Origin of the sequence: Pseudomonas sp. BRM28 (assembly GCF_002939405.1) — a bacterium.
Lineage (GTDB): Bacteria > Pseudomonadota > Gammaproteobacteria > Pseudomonadales > Pseudomonadaceae > Aquipseudomonas > Aquipseudomonas palmensis.
The window spans coordinates 4,997,833-5,021,948 of sequence record NZ_PEFV01000001.1; the positions used below are offsets into that span (position 1 = coordinate 4,997,833).

Here is a 24,116-nt window from a genome sequence, read left to right on the forward strand (position 1 = left end):
ACCAGGTCGGGAACGATTCGGGCTTGCGGTACCACCTGGTGCAACAGGCCTGCGTCGCCACCGGTAATGAACAGGGTAAAATCCTCACCCCACAATGAGCGCGCCTGCTCGAGCTGAGTCAACACAAATCCATGCAGCATGAGCGTACAGCCGCGCTCTACCGCCTCGACGGTAGAGCGCCCAGGCTGCAGACTCGACAATGCACGCTCGGCGGACTCGTCGTCATAGCGGATACGCCGGGTATGGGTACGCAATTGATTGCGCATCAATGGCATCCCAGGGCAGATGAAACCTCCCAGGTGTTCCCCCTGCGCCGATACGAAATCCGATGTGACAGCAGTCCCCAGATCAATGACCACGCATGCCCTTCTGGCCAGATGGTACCCACCAAGCAAAGCCAGCCACCGATCGAGCCCAAGACGCTCGTAATCGTCATAGCCATTGGTAACCCCGGCCAATGCAGTTGCCGAGCGCGCGCGCACTATCGACAGCCCGAACGCCTTCACCAGGGCATCACCAAGATGATCGGTCTCTTCTTCTGTACGCACACTGACCAGGCGGCAACGGGCCGGGGTATCGCCCGCAAGCGCCTCAACAGCCTCGATCAGCGCCTGGTTGGTATCGACGATGCCGCCGCCAACAACCGATGCGTCGGTGCGGATAACCCGCCACTTGATAAAACTGTTACCGCAATCGAGCTCAAGAATCATCGCGTAACCTCAAACTGAGCTCACCACCACTAAAGCTCTTCTCAACACCTTCGACCTGAAGACGCAGCGCGCCCTGACGATCGATACCGAGCACAACGCCGTCGACCCTGGTGACGCCGGCTATCAACGATACTGCACACCCCTGCCACAGGTGCCCTTGCTCCCACTCCGCCTGCAAGTCGGTAAAACCCGACTGACGATGTCGCTCCAGGTAAACCTGCAGATTCTCATTGAGCAGCGCAACCAGCTGGTTGCGATCAACCTGCTGCCCTGTTTCGAGCCGGACGGATGTCCATGCCTGATCGACCTCGCTGTTGGTCTGCATATTCACGTTCACACCAATACCCAGCACCACATGACAGACATCAGCGGGATCCCCCACAAGCTCAAGAAGAATACCTGCGATCTTGCGACCGTTGGCCAGCACATCATTTGGCCACTTCAAGCCCGCAGCATTCACTCCGACGGACTGAAGGGTACGCATGACCGCCAAACCCACCACAAGGCTCAGGCCTTCCAGTTGCCGCATGCCACCGTCGATACGCAGCACCAGGCTGTAATAGAGATTCTGCGCAAAGGGGCTTGACCAGTTTCTGCCACGGCGACCGCGCCCTGCGCTCTGATGCTCAGCCAGAACCAGAAAGGGTGCCTGGCGACCGGCACTGATCGCGCGCAACGCTTCGGCATTTGTCGAGTCAATCTCTTCATGGATGTGCATTGGCCAGAGCCGGCCTGTACCGGCACTCTCGATGGCGCTGACGTCCAACAGCGACAAAGGCGCAGCCAGCCTGTAGCCCCGCCCTCGCACCTTGTACACCGGCAGACTCAATTCAGCCTCGAGATGCTGCAATTGCTTCCACACGGCGCTGCGGCTGATGCCCAGGGCAGCACCCAAGGCCTCGCCGGAATGGAATCGACCATCCTTGAGGAGTTTCAACAACTTCAGCATGCCAATCTCGACTCACAATGAGGCACGCATGATAGCTATGCGCTGAAGGATTGCATACCTGTTGTAGGACGCGTCCTTACGGAGAAATAGCTGCGTGATCGCAGCTTTTTCGGCCCACAAAGACAAAACCCCTACCTGCAGATGCAGATAGGGGTTTCGGAATTTAATCTTGACGATGACCTACTCTCACATGGGGAAACCCCACACTACCATCGGCGATGCATCGTTTCACTACTGAGTTCGGGATGGGATCAGGTGGTTCCAATGCTCTATGGTCGTCAAGAAATTCTGTTGCCAGAAGGGCCCGCTCCCACAGGTACAGCGCCGTTCTCGAAACCAGCGCCGTACCTGTGGGAGCGGGCTTGACCCGCGAAGTTTTTCAGGCCGGCAACTACCCCAGCAGGTACACCCGTAGCCGCTCGATACTCTCGCGCCACGCACTGCCCACCGGCCACACCAGGTAGTAGGCATCCCCCGTTGCCACCGCCTGCTCGAACGGTAACGCCAGGTCACCGATCGGAACGCCACGCGGTTCTGAGGTCGGGCTTGAGGGCCTCATCGCGGGTCAAGCCCGCTCCCACAGGTACAGCGCCGTTCTCGAAACCAGCGCCGTACCTGTGNAATTCTGTTGCCAGAAGGTCTTGTTCAGACACTCCAGCGAATCGGGTATGTGATGTTTGTGAGCTACAAATCTTCGGCTTACTGTGTCTTCACAACACCGCAATCTGGTCGTTCGACGCAAATTGCTNTCACGGATAGCGAAGCGCAGACCGTCTTCCATCGCGATGGTCTTGATCAGAGTGACAGTCATCTGGATGTTGTCACCTGGCATTACCATTTCAACGCCTTCTGGCAGCTCGCAGTTACCAGTCACGTCAGTAGTACGGAAGTAGAACTGTGGACGGTAGCCTTTGAAGAACGGAGTGTGACGGCCGCCTTCTTCCTTGCTCAGAACATAGACTTCTGCGGTGAACTTGGTGTGCGGTTTGACCGAACCCGGCTTGACCAGAACCTGGCCACGCTCAACGTCGTCACGCTTGGTGCCGCGCAGCAGCACGCCGCAGTTCTCGCCAGCACGACCTTCGTCCAGCAGCTTGCGGAACATCTCAACACCGGTGCAGGTGGTGGTGGTGGTGTCACGCAGACCAACGATTTCCAGGGCGTCTTGAACGCGGACGATGCCACGCTCGATACGACCGGTAACAACGGTACCACGACCCGAGATCGAGAATACGTCTTCGATTGGCATCAGGAACGGCTTGTCGATAGCGCGCTCAGGCTCTGGAATGTAGCTATCCAGGGTTTCGACCAGACGCTTGACAGCGGTGGTGCCCATTTCGTTATCGTCTTTGCCTTCCAGCGCCATACGAGCCGAACCAATGATGATCGGGGTATCGTCGCCTGGGAAATCATAGGTGGACAGCAGGTCGCGAACTTCCATCTCGACCAGCTCCAGCAGCTCAGCGTCGTCTACCAGGTCAGCCTTGTTCAGGAAGACCACGATGTACGGAACGCCAACCTGACGGGACAGCAGGATGTGCTCACGGGTTTGCGGCATCGGACCATCAGCGGCCGAGCAAACCAGGATAGCGCCATCCATCTGAGCAGCACCGGTAATCATGTTTTTTACATAGTCGGCGTGACCCGGGCAGTCAACGTGCGCATAGTGACGAATGTTCGAGTCATACTCGACGTGCGCAGTATTGATGGTGATGCCACGTGCTTTTTCTTCCGGGGCGCTGTCGATCTTGTCGAAGTCAACCTTGGCAGAACCGAAAACCTCGGAGCAAACGCGAGTCAGCGCGGCGGTCAACGTCGTCTTACCATGGTCAACGTGACCAATGGTGCCGACGTTCACGTGCGGCTTGTTACGTTCGAACTTTTCCTTAGCCATCGAGACTGTCCCCCGGTAGAAGTAATAAGCAGATCAAACCGACCATTAAAACAAAGGCAGATATTTTCATATCTGCCTTGTCATATGGAGCTCTTGAGCGGATTTGAACCGCTGACCTCACCCTTACCAAGGGTGTGCTCTACCAACTGAGCTACAAGAGCGTAACACTGTGCAACAACAGCAAACCTGGAGCGGGTAGCGGGAATCGAACCCGCATCATCAGCTTGGAAGGCTGAGGTTCTACCACTAAACTATACCCGCGGAGCTTGCAGCTCTCGCTAAACTGGTGGAGGGAGAAGGATTCGAACCTTCGAAGTCGTAGACGTCAGATTTACAGTCTGATCCCTTTGGCCGCTCGGGAACCCCTCCAATGTGGCCGGCATTTTCTACTCTTGCCGTCCTGCTGTCAAGCTTTTTCTCATTAAAATCTTGAGGTTAGCTACTTTGACAACTGCTTCACTGCGTTACCACCTAGTGGTCATCGCTGTGGAGCGGGCGCCATTCTATGCAAACTATTCGATAGTTGCAACGCCTTCGCACAACATTATTTTATCTTTTAAGTCTTTGAAATCATGGGAAAGTCCGGCGAGCACCGTTGCGTCCAGCAAGCGACGGCTTTCAGGCGCTATCTGCAGCCACCACCCCTGACTGTCGGGCAGCCTCCCCACTACCTTGCGCGCCCGGATATCCAGGCTGATCAGACGCTGACGAAGGCTATTCAGTAGCTCGGGGCTAGCCAATGCCCCAAGGTAGAGACACTCATCGTCCTTCTGCGATGGCGCCTCGCGAGACTCGCTGAGTAGACGAATACCCTGCTGACTTCCCTTGTAGAGCGACAGCGATGTCACCTCTTTCGCCCTCAACGGTGCCTCCTGCTGGTGCCAGACGTAGTAGACGACATTGAGGACCAGCAATAACAGAAACAACCAGCGCATACACACCTCACTCCAGCGGACAGGCCATCGCCAGGCCTACGAACACCAGGTCGGGAACGATTCGGGCTTGCGGTACCACCTGGTGCAACAGGCCTGCGTCGCCACCGGTAATGAACAGGGTAAAATCCTCACCCCACAATGAGCGCGCCTGCTCGAGCTGAGTCAACACAAATCCATGCAGCATGAGCGTACAGCCGCGCTCTACCGCCTCGACGGTAGAGCGCCCAGGCTGCAGACTCGACAATGCACGCTCGGCGGACTCGTCGTCATAGCGGATACGCCGGGTATGGGTACGCAATTGATTGCGCATCAATGGCATCCCAGGGCAGATGAAACCTCCCAGGTGTTCCCCCTGCGCCGATACGAAATCCGATGTGACAGCAGTCCCCAGATCAATGACCACGCATGCCCTTCTGGCCAGATGGTACCCACCAAGCAAAGCCAGCCACCGATCGAGCCCAAGACGCTCGTAATCGTCATAGCCATTGGTAACCCCGGCCAATGCAGTTGCCGAGCGCGCGCGCACTATCGACAGCCCGAACGCCTTCACCAGGGCATCACCAAGATGATCGGTCTCTTCTTCTGTACGCACACTGACCAGGCGGCAACGGGCCGGGGTATCGCCCGCAAGCGCCTCAACAGCCTCGATCAGCGCCTGGTTGGTATCGACGATGCCGCCGCCAACAACCGATGCGTCGGTGCGGATAACCCGCCACTTGATAAAACTGTTACCGCAATCGAGCTCAAGAATCATCGCGTAACCTCAAACTGAGCTCACCACCACTAAAGCTCTTCTCAACACCTTCGACCTGAAGACGCAGCGCGCCCTGACGATCGATACCGAGCACAACGCCGTCGACCCTGGTGACGCCGGCTATCAACGATACTGCACACCCCTGCCACAGGTGCCCTTGCTCCCACTCCGCCTGCAAGTCGGTAAAACCCGACTGACGATGTCGCTCCAGGTAAACCTGCAGATTCTCATTGAGCAGCGCAACCAGCTGGTTGCGATCAACCTGCTGCCCTGTTTCGAGCCGGACGGATGTCCATGCCTGATCGACCTCGCTGTTGGTCTGCATATTCACGTTCACACCAATACCCAGCACCACATGACAGACATCAGCGGGATCCCCCACAAGCTCAAGAAGAATACCTGCGATCTTGCGACCGTTGGCCAGCACATCATTTGGCCACTTCAAGCCCGCAGCATTCACTCCGACGGACTGAAGGGTACGCATGACCGCCAAACCCACCACAAGGCTCAGGCCTTCCAGTTGCCGCATGCCACCGTCGATACGCAGCACCAGGCTGTAATAGAGATTCTGCGCAAAGGGGCTTGACCAGTTTCTGCCACGGCGACCGCGCCCTGCGCTCTGATGCTCAGCCAGAACCAGAAAGGGTGCCTGGCGACCGGCACTGATCGCGCGCAACGCTTCGGCATTTGTCGAGTCAATCTCTTCATGGATGTGCATTGGCCAGAGCCGGCCTGTACCGGCACTCTCGATGGCGCTGACGTCCAACAGCGACAAAGGCGCAGCCAGCCTGTAGCCCCGCCCTCGCACCTTGTACACCGGCAGACTCAATTCAGCCTCGAGATGCTGCAATTGCTTCCACACGGCGCTGCGGCTGATGCCCAGGGCAGCACCCAAGGCCTCGCCGGAATGGAATCGACCATCCTTGAGGAGTTTCAACAACTTCAGCATGCCAATCTCGACTCACAATGAGGCACGCATGATAGCTATGCGCTGAAGGATTGCATACCTGTTGTAGGACGCGTCCTTACGGAGAAATAGCTGCGTGATCGCAGCTTTTTCGGCCCACAAAGACAAAACCCCTACCTGCAGATGCAGATAGGGGTTTCGGAATTTAATCTTGACGATGACCTACTCTCACATGGGGAAACCCCACACTACCATCGGCGATGCATCGTTTCACTACTGAGTTCGGGATGGGATCAGGTGGTTCCAATGCTCTATGGTCGTCAAGAAATTCTGTTGCCAGAAGGGCCCGCTCCCACAGGTACAGCGCCGTTCTCGAAACCAGCGCCGTACCTGTGGGAGCGGGCTTGACCCGCGAAGTTTTTCAGGCCGGCAACTACCCCAGCAGGTACACCCGTAGCCGCTCGATACTCTCGCGCCACGCACTGCCCACCGGCCACACCAGGTAGTAGGCATCCCCCGTTGCCACCGCCTGCTCGAACGGTAACGCCAGGTCACCGATCGGAACGCCACGCGGTTCTGAGGTCGGGCTTGAGGGCCTCATCGCGGGTCAAGCCCGCTCCCACAGGTACAGCGCCGTTCTCGAAACCAGCGCCGTACCTGTGGGAGCGGGCTTGNTAGGTTCTGTACGAAAAGAGATGTCGCAAACACCGCATGGAACAAGCCAGCGAGACCATAGCGGCATAGCTTTTCGCGAGCTTGTCGAAGTGCGTCACGATGCGTCGGTTCTCTTTCAGCCAGTCAAACATGCGCTCGATGATGTTGCGCTGTCGGTACTTGGGCCGATCAAACAGCCTTGGTAAGCCAGGCTTGGGTTTGCGCTTCATCGAGCGCAGCGGGATGACGGGTTGCATTCGATATCGGTCGCAATAACGGCGTAGCGCTTCGGCATCGTAGCCCTTGTCGGCAAGCAACCATTTACAGCGTTTACGCGGGCGGCCACGTTGGCTCAATGGAATGCTGACCTCGTCCAACAGGGGTTGGGCGTAGCTGATGTCACTGGCTTGACCGCCAGAGAGGAGGAAGCACAACGGTGTCCCGTTGGCGTCGCAGAGCATGTGGATTTTGGTTGTCAGGCCACCGCGACTGCGGCCTAGAGCGTGATCGGCAGGCTCGTCAGGCCCCCTTTTTTTTTCCGGCGCCTGATGAGGCTCGGGTTGCGCGTACAGCAGTTGAGTCGATCATCCAGGTCTGTAGATCAATCAAACCTTGCTCATTGAACCTCAGGTGCAAGCGTATGAGCATCTGATCGAACGTGCCTTGTTTTCGCCAAACCCGAAACCGTTGATACACCGTTGACCACGGGCCAAAGCGCTCCGGCATATCTCGCCACGCAGCACCTGAGCGGAGCACCCAGAGCACGCCATCGAGCATCAGGCGGTCGCTCAGGCGGGGCCGCCCCCGGCCATGGGTTTCGGTGAAGAGATCAGCAACCACAGCCCAAGCCTCATCCGAAAGTTCGTAACGCTTTGCCATCACAGGATTCCTTTCCGTAGATGGTTGGAAACCTTACAAAAAATCAGCTTCCGAGGGACGCCGATTAGGTTTCTCGGGATTTCGTACAGAGCCTAGCTTGATTTCAGCCCATGGCAGCCCCAATGAGTGCCCTGAGAGTGGGATCCTCGGCTGAGGAGGGGAGGATCTATAAGAAAGCCGTGACAAGACATCTCTCCCTGTTGTCTGGGGTGGGGGAGGGGTAGCCGGGTTGGTGGTTTAACCCCGATGGAGTCCACACTTAATGGATCGCGGCCTCAACCAACTGGGTGTAGCAGCCGAGAGCAGTACGTCTTATCGCGATGGAACGCTACTGAGAATAGATTAGGAGCGTTTCCTTTGAGAGGTGCGCGATTGGGCTGGCAACGAGGTGATGACCTGATGGGCAGATGTCCAGATGTCCAGCCAAGACCATCATCTCGCGCTCCGTTAATGCCGAGGGGCGCAGTCAAGCGTTTAGCCGTTCGGTAAGATGCAACACCCTAAGCTGCAACTAGTTGCGTCTTTCTGGGCGAGAAAATGAAAAAGCTTGAAAGGCCCGGTTTTATTGGGTTAAGCTTGTTTTCAAGGTGAGCAGTGAAAAGAGCGAACCACCCGTATAAGGGGGCTCTCCTTAGAGAAGGGTTCGAATCTCTACGCTTCCGCCACTTCTAAAGCCCTGATTATTCAGGGCTTTTTGCGTTTCTGAGGGTAGGGAAAAAGGCCTTGGAAACATACTTGGGAATTCTTTTCTTTCGCATTGTCCCCCCTATTGTTCATTCTGAGCCAGGATGATGCTGATCATGGCCACTAAACTGCGCTCTAATCCGTAACCTCAAGCAGGGCCCGCAGCTTTTTGTGTGTCTTCTGCTGCTTCACGCCCAGGGCAACGCCCTCGATGTAGTTCCTCCTCAGCACCCGCACGTCCGCAGGACGCTGTCCTGTCAGATACGCCAGATCCATGGACAGCATGGCTTGAAGCGTTATACCCAGTTTCATTCGGGCGTACTGGCTGCCAACCAATAGTCATCTGCTGCGGCGTTCGGTGAAGTGCCAATGGAGCTCTTCAAGCCAGCCGCGCTGGTAGCTACCTTCTAGCCGGTCAGCTCAGCCAGCTCGTTGTCCAGGAGTATTTCGATTTACGTGGGATAAGCCCCACGTCGCAAATGGTGGCGGAGGCGGGGAGGAGGTAGTCGCAGCTGAAGCTCGAACCGCTATCACTTGAGCTGGATGAGGTGCAGTTGGCGCTGGAGTAACCGCTGTGTGTGCGTATGATCTCGTAGCTGCCGACCTGGTTTCTATCTAGAGTCCATCTTGTATCCGAAATGTGATACTTGCATGAATCGGCTTGGGCAGTTATGTTCAAAAGTCTTCATTGAATTAATCTTGCATCGAGATTCTCCCGAAATGAATAATTAATGCGTATTTGCTTTTTGCGGATTTGCCAAAAGTCAAAGCACGTAATTGTTTGAGTTGATATGGCCTGTTACCTTGAATTGATCGATGGTGACGGCTAATAAAGCCTTCTTGCTTTACTGTTTGGCGTTGTTCTCTTCTGTAGGGATAAGTAACGATGACTGCCCGATTCTCCTCAAAAGATGTTTATGATCATAATCAGAATGTCTGGAATCGACTTGCTCGCGAAGGTTGTGATTGGTCGAAGCCAGTTTCTGCCGAAGTTATTCAAGCTGCTCGAAGAGGGGAGTGGAAAATACAACTTATCCCCGCAGAGCTCCCGACAGCGTGGCTTAACGATGTGCAAGGGAAGCGCATTTTGTGCCTAGCTGCTTCCGGAGGGCAGCAAGCCCCCGTGTTGGCGGCTGCGGGGGCTGAAGTGGTTGTGATGGATGCCTCTCGCGATCAGCTGGCATTGGATGATATGGTTGCAAAGCGAGACGATCTTTCTCTACGCACGGTCTTGGGAGATATGCAGGACTTGTCTGAATTTGATGATGAGTCATTTGACCTGATTTTTCATCCGATCTCGAATCTGTATGTGCCCGATATTCGTAAAGTATGGGCTGAATGTTATCGCGTACTCGGTAAGGGAGGAAAGCTGCTCAGCAGCTTTTACAATCCGGTAGTATTCATTTTCGACCGCTCTACTGACCTGGCTAAAAGCGGTTTGATGAAACCGCGCTTCACACTGCCTTACGCAGACATAACCGATCTGAATGCTGACGAAATTGAGGGTAAGATAGCGAGAGGTGAGGCATTCGTATTTGGTCACACGTTAGCGGAGCAAATAAGCGGGCAGCTGGAGGCGGGCTTGCTGCTAACAGGCTTCGAAGAAGCTTTTCAGCCGGTGCCCCGATTTCTGATCGACAACTACATGCCAACATTCATCGCAACGTGTTCCGTCAAGCCGGGGTAGCTTTTGTCTGGCCCCGCTAAAAGTGCGGAGCCAGCAACATCCGGTCTTTGCAATGACATTCGATACGTTCAAATCTCTCTGGCCACGCCCTTGGCCCTGATACCGAGGTCGTGGCACCTGCCTGTCTTCCGCAAGCTCCATGAGCTGCTCAGCGCACAGCGGTGCGTCGAGCATCTGGCGCGAGGCGGAATCATTGAATAGGGGTGATATGCTTTGCCGCTGACCAAACAGGGAGCGTGGCAATGGGGTGGAGAAGCAAGCTGGTAGCGCTCAGGCAGAGGTTCACGCGTCGGCAGCGGTTAGTTGTTGGTGGCGGCGTGTTTGTGGTCGCCCAAGTGGGCTCTTTCTCGTACCCGAGCCAATACTGGCTGTACCTGGTGATCTTCGGGGTTATCGTCCTGAGCAGCGCCTGGTCACCCGAACTGCACCGGAAGCGTTGATGCTCTGACGGGCAGCGTCGTCATTGAAGCACTCGCCAGCTCTTGGTAGGCCCGCTAATTGGTCTGGCTACGAGTGCCAGCCCGCCCGCACCGAACATCGCTGTCGAGGATGCTGGCCTCACTGTAAGCGATGACCCGGCGCACAACCAGTAGTGCTGCCTGGTAGATAGACACTTATTTTCTCTCTGAAAAAAGTTAGCCGCGCAAAATAATCGGGCTGTTTCGTGCACTATTTTTTCAAGGCGCTCAGGTGCGTGACGAGTGAACGACGATTGGCGGGTGGGCTGATCAGGGCCTAAAAAGAAAAACTTGCGAGCAGGCCATGGCGGCCTGCTGCAATAACAGTCAGGAGTAGCGAGTGCAATAGTGTTTTTTACTTTACAGCTTTTCTGGAGGGCTACTCTTTTTACGGTGCTTTCTGGCTTTTAAGATGCACTCCGGCAGCTTTCGCAGCGCCATCCCTTGTAACTTTCGGCTTTTTCAAGCGCTGCAACCAGATCACGACCGGCTATCGTGTTTTGGCAGTTGTTGTGTTTTTCGTTTGGTTTTCTCATCCCCTCGCATTGTTTCTTCAGGAAGGGGCTCACCACCGCCTGCTGCCTTGACGTAAGCGCTCTGAACCCCTTGTCTACGGCTAGCTGGGCGTAGCTTTGTACGCTCGGCTTTTCACCTTGGAATGCGTTCTGCGCGATAAGGGCCGAGAAAATCTCTCGCTCGATAGTCATTCGTTAATCCTTTATTCAACCAACAAGTTTGCTCATGTTTTTTATTATTCTGAGCAATGCGAAAGCATACGTTACCATCGGGTGAGGTTTTATTGAACTGGGTTTCCATCCAGCTATAAAAACGCACGGCTTCACATTTTTTGGTCAATAAAGGTTGGGTTCCTGGTATTTAAAATATTTCAATAGGTCATTGTTACAATTTATTTCTTGTTCAAAAAAAGTTTCGCTCTCACTTTAATGGGTTCGTGCACCGTGTAAGTTTCCTGCCTTTCCCGCTAAGTTTTACGGTGACGACACGCCTTATGAGTTTTTATGAAGTTCCGCGATTTCCTGTGCCGGGCTGCCACTGAGTGCGCAGCTCGTGGGGAGCACTCGCCCTGTCGATTTCAGTTGCAGGTCGTGCAGGTCCTTCGTCAGCCCCTGGTTCATCGCCACAAGCTTGGCAATGTTCCTGCGCGCCTTGCCCAGCTCTCGGGTCAGGTATTCGGCCTCATTCGTAATGAGCACCACCTGGTGCTTCCACATCTCCAGCTCAGTGGGCGCTCCGAAGCCGTCAAAGTCTTCAATGTCTTGGGTCATTTCCGCCACCATATGGGTACTGTTTGTATATACAGTAATCCAGTCGAGCGAGCGCGGCGAGCCGAGGCGACGAATTGCACGGGGAGGGGGATTTTTTCGGTCGGCAGGACGCCGGAACAGGGGTGAGAATCGGTTTCAGAACGCCAGCGGCGCCACTTGCAGCATGCGGCCTGTCGCATGCCGAGTTATCGCCAGCACCACGCCCCTTCAGTCATGCTCCATCTGAACATACTCCAGCATCTTCTGGCTCCCATCCAAAATGTCACTGCAGATCGCCAGGCGAGCCGCCGCACCATCGCGCTGCTTCAACGCCTCCAGCACATCCCAGTGATGATCAATCGCCATGCGCTCGTTGAACCCGCCGTAGGCCCGGGCAATCAGCGGCCCGGTACGCATCCACAACCCATCCAGCAGGCTGACCAGCACCGGCATATCGGCGATTTCCGCCAAACTGAAGTGAAACTCGTGGTTGAAGGTCAGCGCGGACCTCAAGTCATTGTCCTTGATCGCCACCAGGTTGTTCTGAATGCAGGTTTGCAGCCGCGCCACTTGCTCCTCGGTCGCCAGCGATGCAGCTGTTTCGGCCGCCAACCCCTCGAGCGAGAGCCGGATGCTCCTGATCTCCAGGTACTGCTTGGAAGTCAGTACCGGCACACGAATGTCCCGCGGTGTCTTCAGAACCAGCGCCTGCTCCTTTGCCAGTTGAAGAATCGCGTCCCGCACTGGTGTGACACTCGTACCCAGCTGTTCGGCAAGGTCGCGTATGCGCAGCCGGTCGTTAGGCTGGAAGCGCCCTGTAATCAGGGCTTCGCGCAGCAGGCCATAGATACCGCTGCCAAGGTAGGAGTGTTTCAGGTGCTCAATCGGATAATTCATCGCGTACTCGTGTGCGGCGCAGGCCCGGCGGGAGAGGGGAGGCTACCGGCAGCGATTATCGAGTAACTCAAACATGTTGCCCACCGTTTACATGGATTTCTGCGCCATTGACGTACGAAGCGCCCTGCGTGCAGAGAAAATGCACCAACGCCGCGACTTCCTCGGGCTTGCCCATGCGTTTCATCGGGATCGATCGCTCCACGATCAGCTCGGTGCCAGCGGACAGGATGGAGGTGTCGATCTCCCCCGGGGCGATCGCGTTCACCCGAACCCCATAGGGCCCGAAGTCGTGCGCCATCTCGCGCGTCAGCGCCGACAGCGCCGCTTTGGAGCAGGCATACGCCACCCCTGCGAACGGGTGCACCCGCGAACCGGCAATGGAGGTGACGTTGATCACCGAGCCCTTTGCCGCCTTGAGCTCCTCGAACAACCCCCGCGCCAGCAGGGCCGTCGAGAAGATGTTCACGTTGAACACGTTCAGCCAGGTCGAGTAGTCGGACTCCAGCACCCCCAGTCGCTCCCCATCCGGGCCTTTGGGTGAAACGCCGGCGTTGTTGACCAACGCATCCAGCCGCCCCCCGAGTTTTTCCCGGATTTCCGGAAGCCTGCGCTGTATGTCCTCCACGCTCCCCAGGTCGAGGTGAATGTGGTTGGCGATGCCTTCGGCCCAGGGGCAGCCTTCGCCCAGGTCCTGCCTCGAGGCGGTAAACACGCGCCAACCCGCAGCACTGAAATGTTTCACGGTGGCGTGGCCGATGCCCCGGCTGGCACCGGTGAGAAGCAGCGTACGTTGATCGGTCATGGCGGGTTCCCTGTTCATTGGTGAGGGCAAGTGTAGCGTAAAATATGATGCATCATATTTATTATGTGTTTTAATGCGTCCCGTCCCCACCGGGGAAGCGTCACGTTCGATCGATTGCTGCCACTACAAGAAAACTGCCATCCCTTTAAAGCTGCCCACGACCCGTAGCTGACCTGGAGAGACGCATGAATAAGAAAATCGCAGCTGTACTTTTGCTCGCAACCATCGCAAGCCCGCTGTATGCCGCTGAAAAGCTGACCGTGGTGTCCTTCGGCGGCAACAACCGCCAGGCGCAGGAGAAGGCGTTCTACAAACCCTTCACCGCCCAGACCGGCGTGGCCATCACCGCCGACGACTACAACGGCGAAATGGCCAAGATCAAGGTGATGGCCGACACCGGCAAAACCAGCTGGGATGTGGTGGAGGTCGAATCGCCCGAGCTCATCCGTGGTTGCAGCGAAGGGGTGTTCGAACCGCTGGACTGGAGCCGGATAGGCAACAAGGAAGACTTCATTCCTGCGGCCGTCAGCGACTGTGGTGTCGGCATCTTCATCTGGTCCACCGTGCTGACCTACGACCCCAAGAAGCTCGCCTCCAGCCCGCAAGGCTGGGCCGACTTCTGGGACCTGAAGAAGTACCCCGGCAAGCGCGGCCTGCGCCGCGGCGCGAAGTTCACGCTGGAGTTCGCGCTGCTCGCCGATGGGGTAGACAACAAGGACCTCTACACGCTGCTGGGTACTGAAGAGGGTGTCAAACGTGCGTTCAAGAAGCTCGATGAAATCAAGTCCAGCATCCAGTGGTGGGACTCCGGCGCGCAGCCGCTGCAATGGCTGATCGCCGGTGACGTGGTCATGACCTCCGCCTACAACGGCCGTGTCACCTCTGCCCAGGAGGAAGGCCAGTCGTTTGCGATGCAATGGAATGGCAGCCTCTACGATCTCGATCACTGGGCCATCGTGAAAGGGGCGCCGAAAAAGGAACTGGCCGAGCGCTTCATCGCGTTCGCCAGCGAGCCCATGCAACAGAAGAACTTCGTCGAGGCCATCCCCTACGGGCCCAGCAACACCGGCGCGATGGACCTGCTGGACAAGCGCGTGGGCGAAAAACTGCCCACCGCCCCGCAAAACCTGAAAAACGCCCGTGCCACCGACGCCGAGTTCTGGATCGACCACGGTGAGGATCTGGAGGAACGCTTCAACGCCTGGGTCAACAAGTGATGCATGGCGCCCCTGAAACCGGGGGCGCCATTCAAAGGCCGTATAAGGATGCGAGTCATGCCCCTTGAAAATCTGGCTGTCGATGACAGCCTGCTCGAAGCTGCTCCGGCACGGGTCACCGATGCGCAGGCGTGTGCAGTGCTGCGCCAGCAATTCGGTTTGAGCGGCACGCTCGAAAAACTGGGCGGCGAGCGCGACCTCAATTTCCGCGTGATGCTCGAAGACGGCTCATCCCGGTTGTTCAAGCTCTCCCACCCGCTTGAAAACCCCGATGTGGTCGACTTCCACAACCAGGCGATGCGAAGAATCGAGCTTCGCGATCCCGGGCTTGCGGTTCAGCGCGTGCACCCCTCGCTTGAGGGCCAGTACGCCACCTTCGTCGAGATCGACGGGCAGCGCATGCTGGCGCGGCTGCTGTCCTTCGAAGATGGCATGCCCCTTCACTGCGTGAGTCACCCCACACCGACGTTTCGCCGGGTCATCGGGCAGTCCATCGCCCGGCTTGACGTGGCGCTGCAAGGGTTTGCCCACCCCGCCGCCGGGCATGCGCTGCTGTGGGACATGCAGCACGCCGCGCACCTTCGACCGCTGCTGGTGCACATCGAACCCGGCCCCGGACGAAGCCTGGTGCAGCGCAGCCTCGAACAGTATGCGTCGGTGGTGGTGCCCAGCATCCCCGGGCTGCGCAAGCAGGTCATTCACAATGACACCAACCCGCACAACATCATCGTGGATGCCCACAACCCCGATGTGCTGCGCAGCATCCTCGATTTCGGTGACATGGTGCATGCGCCCCTGGTCAACGAGGTCGCGGTTGCCGCTTCCTACCACCTTGGGCAGGTAGGCGATGTACTGGAGCCGGCCCTGGATGTGATTGTCGGCTACCACCAGTGCAACCCCCTGAACCAGCAGGAGCTGGCGCTGCTGCCCGAGCTGCTGGCCACGCGCCTGGCGTTGGCCCTGTGCATCAACTCCTGGCGCGCCGAACTGCATCCGGACAATCGCCAGTACATCCTTCGAAACACCCAGCGTGCCTGGGCAAACCTGAAGGCACTGTCGGCGCTGCCTCGCGCTGAAACAGAAGACCGAATTGCTTCGGCCTGCCTGCGAGCAAATCGAGCATGAGCATGATCAACGGCTTCACGTCAGCTGACGCCACCCGGCTTTCGGCATCGCAGCGACGCCTGATCGAGCGCCGCGAGCGGCTACTGGGCCCGGCATACCGCCTGTTCTACGAGCGACCGCTGCACACCGTTCGAGGGGAGGGCGTATGGCTCTTCGACGAGCAGGGCCGTCGTTACCTGGACGCCTACAACAACGTTGCCTCCATCGGTCACTGCCATCCCCGGGTGGTCGAGGCGATGCATCGGCAGTCGCAGGTGCTGAACACGCACACCCGTTACCTGCAGGAGGGCATTCTCGACTATGCCGAGCAGTTGCTCGGTACCTTCACCGATGACCTGGATCGCGTCATGTTCACCTGCTCCGGGAGCGAGGCGAATGATCTGGCGCTGCGTATCGCCAGGCACTGCACCGGTGGCACCGGCGTCATCATCACCCGGTTCGCCTACCACGGCGTCACCGCAGACATCGCCGAGCTTTCACCATCGCTTGGCAGCGCCATGGTGCTCCCGGTGCATGTGCGCACCGTTCGCGCACCTGACGCTTACCGTCTGGGGGCCGAAAACGTGGCGTCGATGTTCGCCGCAGAAGTGCGCGCCGCAATCGATGACCTCAAGGCGCACGGCATCCGCCCGGCGGCAATCCTGCTGGATGGCATCTTCTCCAGCGACGGCGTGCTGCCCGGGCCGGCGGGCTGTATCGCCGAGGGTGTGGCGCTGGCCCAGGCCGAAGGCCTGCTGTACATCGCCGATGAGGTACAGCCGGGTTTTGCGCGTACCGGCCTTAACATGTGGGGGTATACCAGGCACAACGTGCGCCCGGACCTCGTCACCCTCGGCAAGCCCATGGGCAATGGCCAGCCCATTGCCGGCATCGTCGGGCGCTCCCAGGTGGTCGATCACTTCGGCAGGAGCATGCGCTACTTCAATACCTTTGGCGGCAACCCGGTCTCGTGCGCGGCAGGCCAGGCGGTGCTGGACGTCATCCGCGAAGAACACCTGCAGCAGAGGGCCCATCACATTGGCAGCTATCTGCTGGACGGCCTGACACGGCTTGCCCGGCGCCATGAACTGATCGGCGACGTCAGGGGGGCCGGCATGTTCCTTGGGGTTGAGCTGGTCACCGACCGCGCCACCAGGGCACCCGCAGCCAGGCAGGCCCGCCAGGTGGTCAACGCGATGCGCGAGCAGGGCGTACTGATCAGCGCCGCTGGTCCGCACCAGAACGTGCTCAAAATCCGTCCGCTGCTGGCGTTTACCGAAGAGCATGCGCAGATGCTTGTGGAAGCGGTCGATACCGCGATGCAAGGGGCTTGTTGAGAAGGCCAGGCCCCTGTTCCTCAGCCTGCACCGTGGGCGGCGAGGTTGCAGTATTGCCCCTTGAAGTACAGCAAGGGCTGTGTGGCGGCAGTTTGCTGCAGGTTCAGCGCCTTCACTTCGCCAATCACGATCAGGTGATCACCGGCGACGTGTTCGGCGTGGATCTCGCAATCGAGCCAGTGCAGGCTGCCGGCAATGATCGGGTTGCCCAGTGGCGATGCCTGCCATTGCACGCCCTGCCACTTGTCGGTACCTCGTCGGGCGAACTGGTTGGAGATCCCGACCTGTTCACCGGACAGGATATTGACCGCGAAGCGGCCTGCCTGGCGGATCCTGGGGTAGCTGGCCGAACCGGCCATCACGCTGAACGACACCAGCGGCGGGCTCATCGACACGCTATAGAACGACTGGCAGGTAAAGCCGACCGGCTCCTCCTCGATCTGCGACGTGATCACCGTGATACCGGATGCGTAGTGCCCGAGCGCTTCGCGAAAGCGCAATGGCTCGATGGCAGTACTGGAACGTGACATGGTAGGTCCTGGCTGAAGGGGCGGATCCAAAGGCGGTGGGGAGGGGGCAAGCCGCTCGATCAGCGCTGCAACCCCTCCTGCACCCTTATCGGTTCAAGAGCTCTCTGCGCACGATGTCCGCGCCGGCGCTCAAGGCGTTCAGCTTGCCGCGCGCCACCTCGCGGGGCAGAGGGGCCATGCCGCAGTTGGTGCACGGGTAGAGCTTGTCGGCGTCCACGAACTGCAGCGCTTTGCGCAGGGTGTTGGCCACTTCCTCGGGGGTTTCGATGGCGTGGTTCGCCACATCGATGGCCCCCACCATCACTTTCTTGCCGCGAATCAGCTCGATCAGGTCCATCGGGACATGGGAGTTGTGGCACTCCAGCGAGATGATATCGATGCCGGATTTCTGCAGCTTGGGGAAGGCTTCCTCATACTGGCGCCACTCCGAACCAAGCGTCTTTTTCCAGTCGGTATTGGCCTTGATGCCGTAGCCGTAGCAAATATGCACGGCCGTTTCACATTTGAGCCCTTCGATCGCCCGTTCCAGGGTGGCCACGCCCCAGTCATTCACCTCGTCGAAGAACACGTTGAAGGCAGGCTCGTCGAACTGGATGATGTCCACGCCCGCCGCCTCCAGCTCTCGGGCTTCCTGATTGAGGATCTTGGCAAATTCCCAAGCCAGCTTTTCCCGGCTTTTGTAGTGGCTGTCATACAGCGTGTCGATCATGGTCATGGGGCCGGGCAGGGCCCATTTGATGGGCTGGCTGGTCTGCTGGCGCAGAAACCTGGCATCTTCGACAAACACCGGTTTTTGCCTGGCAACAGCACCCACAACGGTCGGCACGCTTGCGTCATAGCGGTCACGAATTCTGACGGTTTCGCGCTTTTCGAAATCCACTCCGCTCAGGTGCTCGATAAAGGTGGTAACGAAATGCTGGCGGGTCTGTTCGCCGTCGCTGACGATATCAATGCCTGCGTGTTGCTGTTCCTGCAGGGCCAGGCGCAAGGCGTCCTGCTTGCCTTCGAGCAGCTCCTCGCCGTGCAGCTTCCAGGGCGACCAGAGCGTCTCGGGTTGTGCAAGCCAGGACGGTTTGGGCAGGCTGCCAGCAGTGGAGGTGGGTAGCAGTTTTTTCACGATAGATGACCTTGTATGTTCTGAATGATCAAAGCGCGTATTGGGCGGACCACTGCTCAAGCACGGTCTGGTAGGGCTTGATGAAGTGCTCTTCAACAAACCTGCCCTGTTCGATGGCCAAGTGACTGCGCTCTTCTCGATCGTAGACAATGCGGGTCAACGAGTAATCCTGGTGATTCAAGCTCGGCTGATAGGATCGACCTGCTGCTGAATTCGCGTTGTAGATTTCAGGGCGATAGATCTTCTGGAAGGTATCCATCGTGCTGATGGTGCTGATCAGTTCAAGGTTGGTGTAATCCCCAAGCAGGTCCCCCGCAAAGTAGAACGCCAGCGGTGCCACGCTGTTGGCAGGCATGAAGTAGCGAACCTTCAGGCCCATCTTCCGGAAGTACTCATCGGTCAGGGAATATTCGTCCTGCTGGTATTCGGTGCCCAATACCGGGTGCTGGTTTTCGGTGCGCTGATAAGTCTTGCTGCTTGAAACACTCAGGCAGATGACCGGTGGTTTTTTGAAGTGTTCTTTATAAGTGCTCGAGTTTACAAAATGCTTGAACAGCTTGCCGTGCAGCTCGCCGAAATCATCCGGCGTGCTGAACCCCTGCTGGTTCTTGTTGTGCCCCAGCAACAGCACGCTGAAGTCATAATCGCGCACGTACGAGGAGAAGTTGTTGCCTACGATACCCTCGATGCGTTCGCGTGTTTTGCGATCCACAATGGTGGTCTGCAGTATTTCAATCAGCGGCAGGGCGGTGTCCCTGTGCTCGACATCCATGTTCATTTCCACGGAAATGATTTCAAGTTCGACGCTGTAGCGGTCGCCTTTCGGGTTGTCCCAGTGCGCCAGGGCATTGAAACGATTGTCGATCATCGTCAGGGTGTTGCGCAGGTTTTCCTGGCGACGCTGCCCCCTCGCCAGGTTTGCGAAGTTGGTGGTCGTGCGGGTGTTTTCAGCGGGGCGATAATGTTCGTCGAAACGAATACGCTTGATCGAGAATGTAAATGCTGTGCTCATTTTAATCGGGTGCCCTGATGGTCCGAGATAAAAACCGAATCTACATTTGCCCTCTTCGGCAAGTTTGATTCGTTGTAGGTTTTTTTGCTCGGGCGTCTTGAAGTGTTCCTTAATTGGGGCGTATTTTATGTCCGGGCATCGAACGAGTTAAATTGAATTGATTTCATGGGAACGTTAGCCACCCTCATGATGCTCATCTGCAGGGCTTTTGATTATTATTTTCCACCTTGGCCAATAAGCGGCAGGTTCGCTTTTTCAAGATGCGCGCAGGCCATGGTGACCATTGAGGCCTCAAGGCGCTGAAGGCCACGGCGTCACTTGTTGCGGATATATAAATGAAACCACTGATCACGGCCCTTGCGCTGTTCATCCTCGCCGGCTGTACCTCCAGCGGCGCTCCCACGGCTGAGCAGCAAACCCGGGAATGCATGAACTATCACGCCATGGTGACCGCGCCCATGGCGCCCGATGCCATGCAGCGCCTCAAGGCTGCATGCGAACAGTCCAGGCTTCGATAGCGGCCTAGGCTCTGTACGAAAAGCCTTGATACTCGATGATGCTGCGTTGAAAACAGCCTGACCTTCGTCTCAAGACTTTTCATACAGACCCTAGTCCCAGGCCATCACCACGCCTTCCAGCCGGCGAAATTCATCCAGTGTGCGGTGGAATTCGGCGCGTTCAAAGGTGGCGGTGCAAGCGGCCTCGAACCAGCTGACGCGGGGCTGCTCCAGGGTGATCACCTCGTGCAGCAGGCCGAAGCGCCGCCAGTGGATGTGGTCCTCATGGGCGTGTTGCTCCACGACGATGACCGTGCAGCTAAGGTCCAGGTCATCGGAGCACACCAGCAGCGGCACCAGGGTGGTCCACCCAGGGGCAGTGGAGTAGCTGCGGTCCCACACCAGTTCATTATCGTCTTCGCCGTAGAGGCCGGCATGCGCTGCCACCAGATGAAGCTGTGCAGCGGGGTCTCGTGTTGGCAGCCAGACTTCCAGCGGCGCGCCATCGATGGCGAAGGTCGAGTAGAAGCCCTGGCTGTACTTCGATTTGAAGCTGGCGATTGAAAGCTGGTTCACGTTGGTTTCTTTCCTTTGGCAAAACCTGGCAGGCCCTCAGTGCCCGCCCTTCATCCGCCGCGCTACCAGGTAGATCCCCAACCCCACCAGCGCAGTCGCCGCGCCAATGTAGCCGGTACTGGTCCAGCCGAACCCCGCAGTAATCGCCATGCCGCCAAACCATGGCCCCAGCGCATTGGCCAGGTTGAACGCCGCATGGTTCGATGCCGCCGCCAGGCTCGGCGCTTCATGTGCAATGTCCATCAGGCGAATCTGCAAGGGGGCGGCCAGTGCGATCATGGTGCCGACCAGCCCGCAGCCCAGCAGCACGCCCCACGGCGAACTGGCCGCGAAGGGGAACAGGCTCAGCACGAGAATCGACCATACCAGCACCAACCCCACCGCGCGAAACTGCAGGCGGTCGAACAGCTTGCCGCCCGCGATGTTGCCGATGATGCCGCCCACCCCGAACGCCGCCAGCCCGAATGGAATCCACTGTGGCGACACCTTGGTCACCTGCAGCATGGTCGGCGCCAGGTAACTGAACACGCAGAACATGCCGGCAAAACCGATCGAGGCGATAGCCAGCGCCATCCACACCTGCGGCAGGCGAAACGCCTGGAGCTCCTTGCGCGGGTCGCTGCGTACTTCATCGTGACGCTGCGGCACGTAGCGCCACACCAGCCCGATGGTGCACAGCGCAATCGCGCCCACCAGCACGAACGCCGCACGCCAGCCGAAGAACTGCCCCAGGAAGGTCGCCACCGGGTTGCCCAGCAGCATCGCCAGGGTGAGCCCCATCATCACCCGTGCCACCGCGCCCGCGCGCTGGTCGGTGGCCACCATGCTCGAGGCCACCACCGCCGCGATGCCGAAGTAGGCGCCGTGGGGCAGGCCGCTGATAAAGCGAAACGCCACCAGCCCGGCGAAGGAGGGCGTGAAGGCCGTGGCCAGGTTGCCGATCGCATACAGCGCCATCAGCAACAGCAGCATGTGCTTGCGCAGCAGCTTGGCGCCCAGAATCGCCAGGGCCGGCGCACCCACCATCACGCCCAGGGCATAAGCGCTGATGGCATGGCCCACCTGGGGCTCGCTCAGGTGCAGGTTGCTGGCGATGTCGGGCATCAGCCCCATGATCGCGAACTCGCCGGTACCGATGGCAAAACTTCCCAGGGCCATGGCGGCTTCCATCTTGCCGACGGTGGCTCTGGAATAGGCGAGTGGCGGCGCTTGCTGAATGGTCATCTGAATCCTTGAAACAAACTGAAACGTTAAAGCGGGAAGCTTAATCAATCTGCACCCTACGCGTCGAGAATCAGGGCACGCGCATTGGAATCGCCGCACAAGCCGCGGTGAGTACCGGGCCTGCTCGCGTCAATCACGCTACCATTGCCCGCGTTCCCCAAACGCTCAATGGAGTTGGTCTTGACCGGTTACCCAACCACCCGCAAACACCTGATGCACGCCCTCGGCTTCTCGATGGCAGCGTTGCTGCTCGGCGCCTGTACCAGCGCAACCCCGCCTGCGCCATCCAGCACCGCCTTGCCCGCCGCCCCGGAAGTCGCCTCGGGCTACCGCACAGGCATGGCCCCGGTACAGGCACAGCACCACATGGCCGCGGCAGCCAACCCCCTGGCAAGCGCCGCCGGCCAGGCGATGTTGCGCAAGGGCGGGTCTGCGATCGATGCCGCCATTGCCATGCAGGCGGTGTTGACCCTGGTGGAGCCGCAGTCCAGCGGCATCGGCGGCGGCGCCTTCATCCTGTACTGGGATGGCAAGCAGGTGCAGGCGTTCGATGGGCGGGAGACGGCGCCCCAAGGGGCCGACAGCCGCCTGTTCCTGAAGCCGGACGGTACGCCGATGGGATTCAAGGACGCCCAGATCGGCGGTCGCTCGGTGGGCGTGCCCGGTGTACTCAGGGCTCTGGAGATGGCGCACCAGCAACACGGCAAGCTGCCCTGGCGCGCGCTTTTCCAGCCGGCCATCGACCTGGCCCGCGACGGCTTCCCCGTGTCTGCGCGGCTGCACGCCCTGATTGCCGCCTCCACCTCGATACCGCAGTCGCCTGCACTGGCCCGCTACCTGCTCACGCCCCAGGGCCAGCCCTTGCCCGTGGGCACGCTGCTGAAGAACCCCGAGCTGGCGCAAACCCTGGAGGCCATCGCCAACCAGGGCCCGGACGCCTTCTACCACGGGCCCATCGCCGAGGCGATGGTGCAGCAGGTCAATACCCACAGTAACCCCGGCACGTTGTCGCTGAGCGACATTGCAGGCTATCGGGCCAAGGTGCGCGCGCCGGTATGCGGGCCGTACAAGCAGTGGACGGTATGCGGCATGCCGCCACCGTCGTCCGGTGGCGTCGCGGTACTGCAGACGCTGGGCATTCTGGAGGCGCTGCAGCGCCAGAAACCGGCACTGGACCTGGCCGCGATGGCGCCCGAAAAAGCTCGCCCCGGGGGCGTCATGCAACCCTCCGCCCAGGCCGTGCACCTGATTGCCGAAGCCGAGCGCCTGGCCTATGCCGACCGCGCCCTGTACCTGGCCGACAGCGACCAGGTGCCGGTCAATGTGCCAGGGCTCACCAGCAAGGCTTACCTGGCCCAGCGCGCCACGCTGATCGGTGATCGGAGCATGGGCGTCGCCACTGCCGGTGTGCCGCCCGGCATGCCCCTGGCGTGGGCGCCTGACCGCTCGCCATTGCGCATTTCCACCTCGCAGATCGTCGCGGTGGACGATCAGGGCGGCGCGCTGTCGATGACCACCTCGGTCGAGGCGGCGTTCGGCTCTCATGTGCTGGTCAAGGGCTTTCTGCTCAACAACCAGATGACCGACTTTTCGTTCATCCCCGAGGAGAACGGCAAGCCGGTGGCCAACCGCATCGCACCGGGCAAGCGGCCGCGCTCCTCGATGGCGCCGACCCTGGTGTTCGACCAGGCCAGCGGCCAGTTGGTGGCTGCCCTCGGCTCGCCCGGCGGCTCGCAGATCATCGAGTACGTGAACAAGGCGCTGATCGGCTTGCTGGACTGGAAGCTCGACCCGCAGCAGGCCGTCGACCTGCCCAACTTCGGCAGCCGCAACGTCGGCACCGAAGTGGAGGCCGGGCTGGTCGGCCCTGCCCTGATCGAGCAGCTCAAGGCCCGCGGGCATGCGGTATCGCCCATCGAGATGACCAGCGGCACGCAGGTCATCGTGCGTGATGGGCAGGGCTGGTCGGCCGGTGCCGACCCACGTCGCGAGGGCGTAGCGTTGGGCGACTGAGTTTTTTGCCTGCC

The 24,116-nt window shown here is 58.8% G+C and carries 21 protein-coding genes, 3 tRNA genes, 2 rRNA genes and 2 pseudogenes (1 of these 28 running past the window's edge); 6 read left to right on the forward strand and 22 right to left on the reverse strand.

Going from position 1 to position 24,116, the window contains the following annotated elements; translation table 11 throughout:
* The 13 genes and pseudogenes from CR917_RS23085 to CR917_RS23140 all read right to left on the reverse strand — a co-directional run.
* Positions 1-710, reverse strand: partial view of a pantothenate kinase gene (locus CR917_RS23085; RefSeq protein ID WP_043861943.1) — the 5' portion only. Its footprint begins 37 nt before the window's first position; 710 of the gene's 747 nt are visible here — the first part of the coding sequence; it begins with the start codon at positions 708-710; the stop codon falls past the left edge of the window.
* On the reverse strand, positions 700-1,659 hold the full coding sequence (gene birA, locus CR917_RS23090) for a bifunctional biotin--[acetyl-CoA-carboxylase] ligase/biotin operon repressor BirA (RefSeq protein WP_043861944.1): 960 nt from the start codon (positions 1,657-1,659) through the stop codon (positions 700-702). Before birA (CR917_RS23090) ends, CR917_RS23085 begins: the two co-directional genes overlap by 11 nt.
* Before the next feature lie 167 nt (positions 1,660-1,826).
* Positions 1,827-1,942 (reverse strand): 5S ribosomal RNA (gene rrf, locus CR917_RS23095).
* 108 nt (positions 1,943-2,050) lie between these two features.
* Positions 2,051-2,218, reverse strand: a complete 168-nt coding sequence (locus tag CR917_RS27330; RefSeq protein ID WP_158255603.1) for a hypothetical protein — start codon at positions 2,216-2,218, stop codon at positions 2,051-2,053.
* 192 nt (positions 2,219-2,410) lie between these two features.
* Positions 2,411-3,553, reverse strand: a pseudogene (gene tuf / locus CR917_RS23100) (elongation factor Tu); the annotation flags it as partial.
* Between the two features lie 85 nt (positions 3,554-3,638).
* A tRNA-Thr gene (locus CR917_RS23105) sits at positions 3,639-3,714 on the reverse strand.
* A gap of 26 nt (positions 3,715-3,740) precedes the next feature.
* Positions 3,741-3,814, reverse strand: a tRNA-Gly gene (locus CR917_RS23110).
* Between the two features lie 23 nt (positions 3,815-3,837).
* Positions 3,838-3,922, reverse strand: a tRNA-Tyr gene (locus CR917_RS23115).
* Positions 3,923-4,065: 143 nt separating this feature from the next.
* Positions 4,066-4,488, reverse strand: a complete 423-nt coding sequence (locus CR917_RS23120) for a hypothetical protein (RefSeq protein WP_043861942.1) — start codon at positions 4,486-4,488, stop codon at positions 4,066-4,068.
* A 7-nt stretch (positions 4,489-4,495) separates the two neighbouring features.
* The gene (locus CR917_RS23125; RefSeq protein ID WP_043861943.1) at positions 4,496-5,242 is read right to left on the reverse strand and encodes a pantothenate kinase; all 747 of its coding nucleotides are present in this window, start codon (positions 5,240-5,242) and stop codon (positions 4,496-4,498) included.
* A complete protein-coding gene (birA, locus tag CR917_RS23130) occupies positions 5,232-6,191 on the reverse strand; it encodes a bifunctional biotin--[acetyl-CoA-carboxylase] ligase/biotin operon repressor BirA (RefSeq protein ID WP_043861944.1) in 960 nt (319 codons plus the stop codon). The genes CR917_RS23125 and birA (CR917_RS23130) overlap by 11 nt, the downstream gene beginning before the upstream one ends.
* Positions 6,192-6,358: 167 nt before the next feature.
* A 5S ribosomal RNA gene (gene rrf, locus CR917_RS23135) occupies positions 6,359-6,474 on the reverse strand.
* A gap of 352 nt (positions 6,475-6,826) precedes the next feature.
* Positions 6,827-7,682, reverse strand: a pseudogene (locus tag CR917_RS23140) (IS5 family transposase); the annotation flags it as partial.
* Positions 7,683-9,252: 1,570 nt separating this feature from the next.
* On the opposite strand from CR917_RS23140, the gene CR917_RS23150 reads away from it, so the two are divergent.
* Entirely contained in the window at positions 9,253-10,053 is an 801-nt protein-coding gene (locus CR917_RS23150; protein ID WP_043861030.1) for a class I SAM-dependent methyltransferase, read from the forward strand.
* Positions 10,054-10,918: 865 nt separating this feature from the next.
* Here CR917_RS23150 and CR917_RS23160 read toward each other — a convergent pair.
* The 4 genes from CR917_RS23160 to CR917_RS23175 form a co-directional block, all read right to left on the reverse strand.
* Entirely contained in the window at positions 10,919-11,218 is a 300-nt protein-coding gene (locus CR917_RS23160) for a hypothetical protein (protein ID WP_043861032.1), read from the reverse strand.
* 300 nt (positions 11,219-11,518) lie between these two features.
* On the reverse strand, positions 11,519-11,797 hold the full coding sequence (locus tag CR917_RS23165) for a hypothetical protein (protein WP_146095037.1): 279 nt from the start codon (positions 11,795-11,797) through the stop codon (positions 11,519-11,521).
* A gap of 207 nt (positions 11,798-12,004) precedes the next feature.
* Positions 12,005-12,673, reverse strand: a complete 669-nt coding sequence (locus CR917_RS23170; RefSeq protein WP_088515149.1) for a GntR family transcriptional regulator — start codon at positions 12,671-12,673, stop codon at positions 12,005-12,007.
* A gap of 67 nt (positions 12,674-12,740) precedes the next feature.
* Positions 12,741-13,475 carry an SDR family NAD(P)-dependent oxidoreductase gene (locus tag CR917_RS23175; RefSeq protein ID WP_043861035.1) on the reverse strand — a complete coding sequence of 245 codons (735 nt, stop codon included), beginning with the start codon at positions 13,473-13,475 and terminating at the stop codon, positions 12,741-12,743.
* Between the two features lie 185 nt (positions 13,476-13,660).
* Here CR917_RS23175 and CR917_RS23180 point away from each other — a divergent pair, with 185 nt between their 5' ends.
* From CR917_RS23180 to CR917_RS23190, 3 genes are read left to right on the forward strand one after another with little or no spacing between them, the layout of a single operon-like run.
* Positions 13,661-14,692 (forward strand): ABC transporter substrate-binding protein, encoded by a 1,032-nt coding sequence (locus tag CR917_RS23180; protein WP_054916130.1) that lies wholly within the window; start codon positions 13,661-13,663, stop codon positions 14,690-14,692.
* Positions 14,693-14,749: 57 nt separating this feature from the next.
* Entirely contained in the window at positions 14,750-15,817 is a 1,068-nt protein-coding gene (locus tag CR917_RS23185) for a phosphotransferase (protein ID WP_104573015.1), read from the forward strand.
* The gene (locus tag CR917_RS23190) at positions 15,814-17,133 is read left to right on the forward strand and encodes an aspartate aminotransferase family protein (protein WP_104573016.1); all 1,320 of its coding nucleotides are present in this window, start codon (positions 15,814-15,816) and stop codon (positions 17,131-17,133) included. Before CR917_RS23185 ends, CR917_RS23190 begins: the two co-directional genes overlap by 4 nt.
* Before the next feature lie 20 nt (positions 17,134-17,153).
* On the opposite strand, the gene CR917_RS23195 is transcribed toward CR917_RS23190, so the two are convergent.
* The 3 genes from CR917_RS23195 to CR917_RS23205 all read right to left on the reverse strand — a co-directional run bounded on the left by CR917_RS23195 (position 17,154) and on the right by CR917_RS23205 (position 19,792).
* On the reverse strand, positions 17,154-17,663 hold the full coding sequence (locus tag CR917_RS23195; RefSeq protein ID WP_054916127.1) for a flavin reductase family protein: 510 nt from the start codon (positions 17,661-17,663) through the stop codon (positions 17,154-17,156).
* Between the two features lie 85 nt (positions 17,664-17,748).
* Positions 17,749-18,780 carry a methionine synthase gene (locus CR917_RS23200; RefSeq protein ID WP_043861040.1) on the reverse strand — a complete coding sequence of 344 codons (1,032 nt, stop codon included), beginning with the start codon at positions 18,778-18,780 and terminating at the stop codon, positions 17,749-17,751.
* Between the two features lie 28 nt (positions 18,781-18,808).
* Positions 18,809-19,792 (reverse strand): DUF1852 domain-containing protein, encoded by a 984-nt coding sequence (locus CR917_RS23205; protein ID WP_104573017.1) that lies wholly within the window; start codon positions 19,790-19,792, stop codon positions 18,809-18,811.
* 335 nt (positions 19,793-20,127) lie between these two features.
* Here CR917_RS23205 and CR917_RS23210 point away from each other — a divergent pair, with 335 nt between their 5' ends.
* Positions 20,128-20,310, forward strand: coding sequence for a hypothetical protein (locus CR917_RS23210; RefSeq protein WP_043861042.1), 183 nt, complete (start codon positions 20,128-20,130; stop codon positions 20,308-20,310).
* Positions 20,311-20,400: 90 nt separating this feature from the next.
* Here the strand turns inward: CR917_RS23210 and CR917_RS27830 are convergent, their stop codons facing one another.
* Together CR917_RS27830 and CR917_RS23220 are read right to left on the reverse strand one after the other, a co-directional pair.
* Positions 20,401-20,865 (reverse strand): hypothetical protein, encoded by a 465-nt coding sequence (locus CR917_RS27830; RefSeq protein ID WP_235384191.1) that lies wholly within the window; start codon positions 20,863-20,865, stop codon positions 20,401-20,403.
* A gap of 36 nt (positions 20,866-20,901) precedes the next feature.
* On the reverse strand, positions 20,902-22,089 hold the full coding sequence (locus CR917_RS23220; RefSeq protein WP_043861043.1) for an MFS transporter: 1,188 nt from the start codon (positions 22,087-22,089) through the stop codon (positions 20,902-20,904).
* 234 nt (positions 22,090-22,323) lie between these two features.
* On the opposite strand from CR917_RS23220, the gene ggt reads away from it, so the two are divergent.
* Positions 22,324-24,102: a gamma-glutamyltransferase gene (gene ggt / locus CR917_RS23225; protein ID WP_104573212.1), complete on the forward strand. Its 1,779-nt coding sequence runs from the start codon at positions 22,324-22,326 to the stop codon at positions 24,100-24,102.
* Positions 24,103-24,116 lie beyond the last annotated feature (14 nt).

Excerpts from the sequence above, each read along its gene's own strand:
- CR917_RS23175 (WP_043861035.1), bottom strand. The coding sequence starts at position 13,475 with ATGACCGATCAACGTACGCTGCTTCTCACCGGTGCCAGCCGGGGCATC.
- birA (WP_043861944.1), bottom strand. The coding sequence starts at position 6,191 with ATGCTGAAGTTGTTGAAACTCCTCAAGGATGGTCGATTCCATTCCGGC.
- CR917_RS23165 (WP_146095037.1), bottom strand. The coding sequence starts at position 11,797 with ATGACCCAAGACATTGAAGACTTTGACGGCTTCGGAGCGCCCACTGAG.
- CR917_RS23160 (WP_043861032.1), bottom strand. The coding sequence starts at position 11,218 with ATGACTATCGAGCGAGAGATTTTCTCGGCCCTTATCGCGCAGAACGCA.
- CR917_RS23170 (WP_088515149.1), bottom strand. The coding sequence starts at position 12,673 with ATGAATTATCCGATTGAGCACCTGAAACACTCCTACCTTGGCAGCGGT.
- CR917_RS23185 (WP_104573015.1), top strand. The coding sequence starts at position 14,750 with ATGCCCCTTGAAAATCTGGCTGTCGATGACAGCCTGCTCGAAGCTGCT.
- CR917_RS23120 (WP_043861942.1), bottom strand. The coding sequence starts at position 4,488 with ATGCGCTGGTTGTTTCTGTTATTGCTGGTCCTCAATGTCGTCTACTAC.
- ggt (WP_104573212.1), top strand. The coding sequence starts at position 22,324 with ATGGCAGCGTTGCTGCTCGGCGCCTGTACCAGCGCAACCCCGCCTGCG.
- CR917_RS23150 (WP_043861030.1), top strand. The coding sequence starts at position 9,253 with ATGACTGCCCGATTCTCCTCAAAAGATGTTTATGATCATAATCAGAAT.
- birA (WP_043861944.1), bottom strand. The coding sequence starts at position 1,659 with ATGCTGAAGTTGTTGAAACTCCTCAAGGATGGTCGATTCCATTCCGGC.
- CR917_RS27330 (WP_158255603.1), bottom strand. The coding sequence starts at position 2,218 with ATGAGGCCCTCAAGCCCGACCTCAGAACCGCGTGGCGTTCCGATCGGT.
- CR917_RS23195 (WP_054916127.1), bottom strand. The coding sequence starts at position 17,663 with ATGTCACGTTCCAGTACTGCCATCGAGCCATTGCGCTTTCGCGAAGCG.
- CR917_RS23125 (WP_043861943.1), bottom strand. The coding sequence starts at position 5,242 with ATGATTCTTGAGCTCGATTGCGGTAACAGTTTTATCAAGTGGCGGGTT.
- CR917_RS23180 (WP_054916130.1), top strand. The coding sequence starts at position 13,661 with ATGAATAAGAAAATCGCAGCTGTACTTTTGCTCGCAACCATCGCAAGC.
- CR917_RS23220 (WP_043861043.1), bottom strand. The coding sequence starts at position 22,089 with ATGACCATTCAGCAAGCGCCGCCACTCGCCTATTCCAGAGCCACCGTC.
- CR917_RS23210 (WP_043861042.1), top strand. The coding sequence starts at position 20,128 with ATGAAACCACTGATCACGGCCCTTGCGCTGTTCATCCTCGCCGGCTGT.
- CR917_RS23190 (WP_104573016.1), top strand. The coding sequence starts at position 15,814 with ATGAGCATGATCAACGGCTTCACGTCAGCTGACGCCACCCGGCTTTCG.
- CR917_RS23205 (WP_104573017.1), bottom strand. The coding sequence starts at position 19,792 with ATGAGCACAGCATTTACATTCTCGATCAAGCGTATTCGTTTCGACGAA.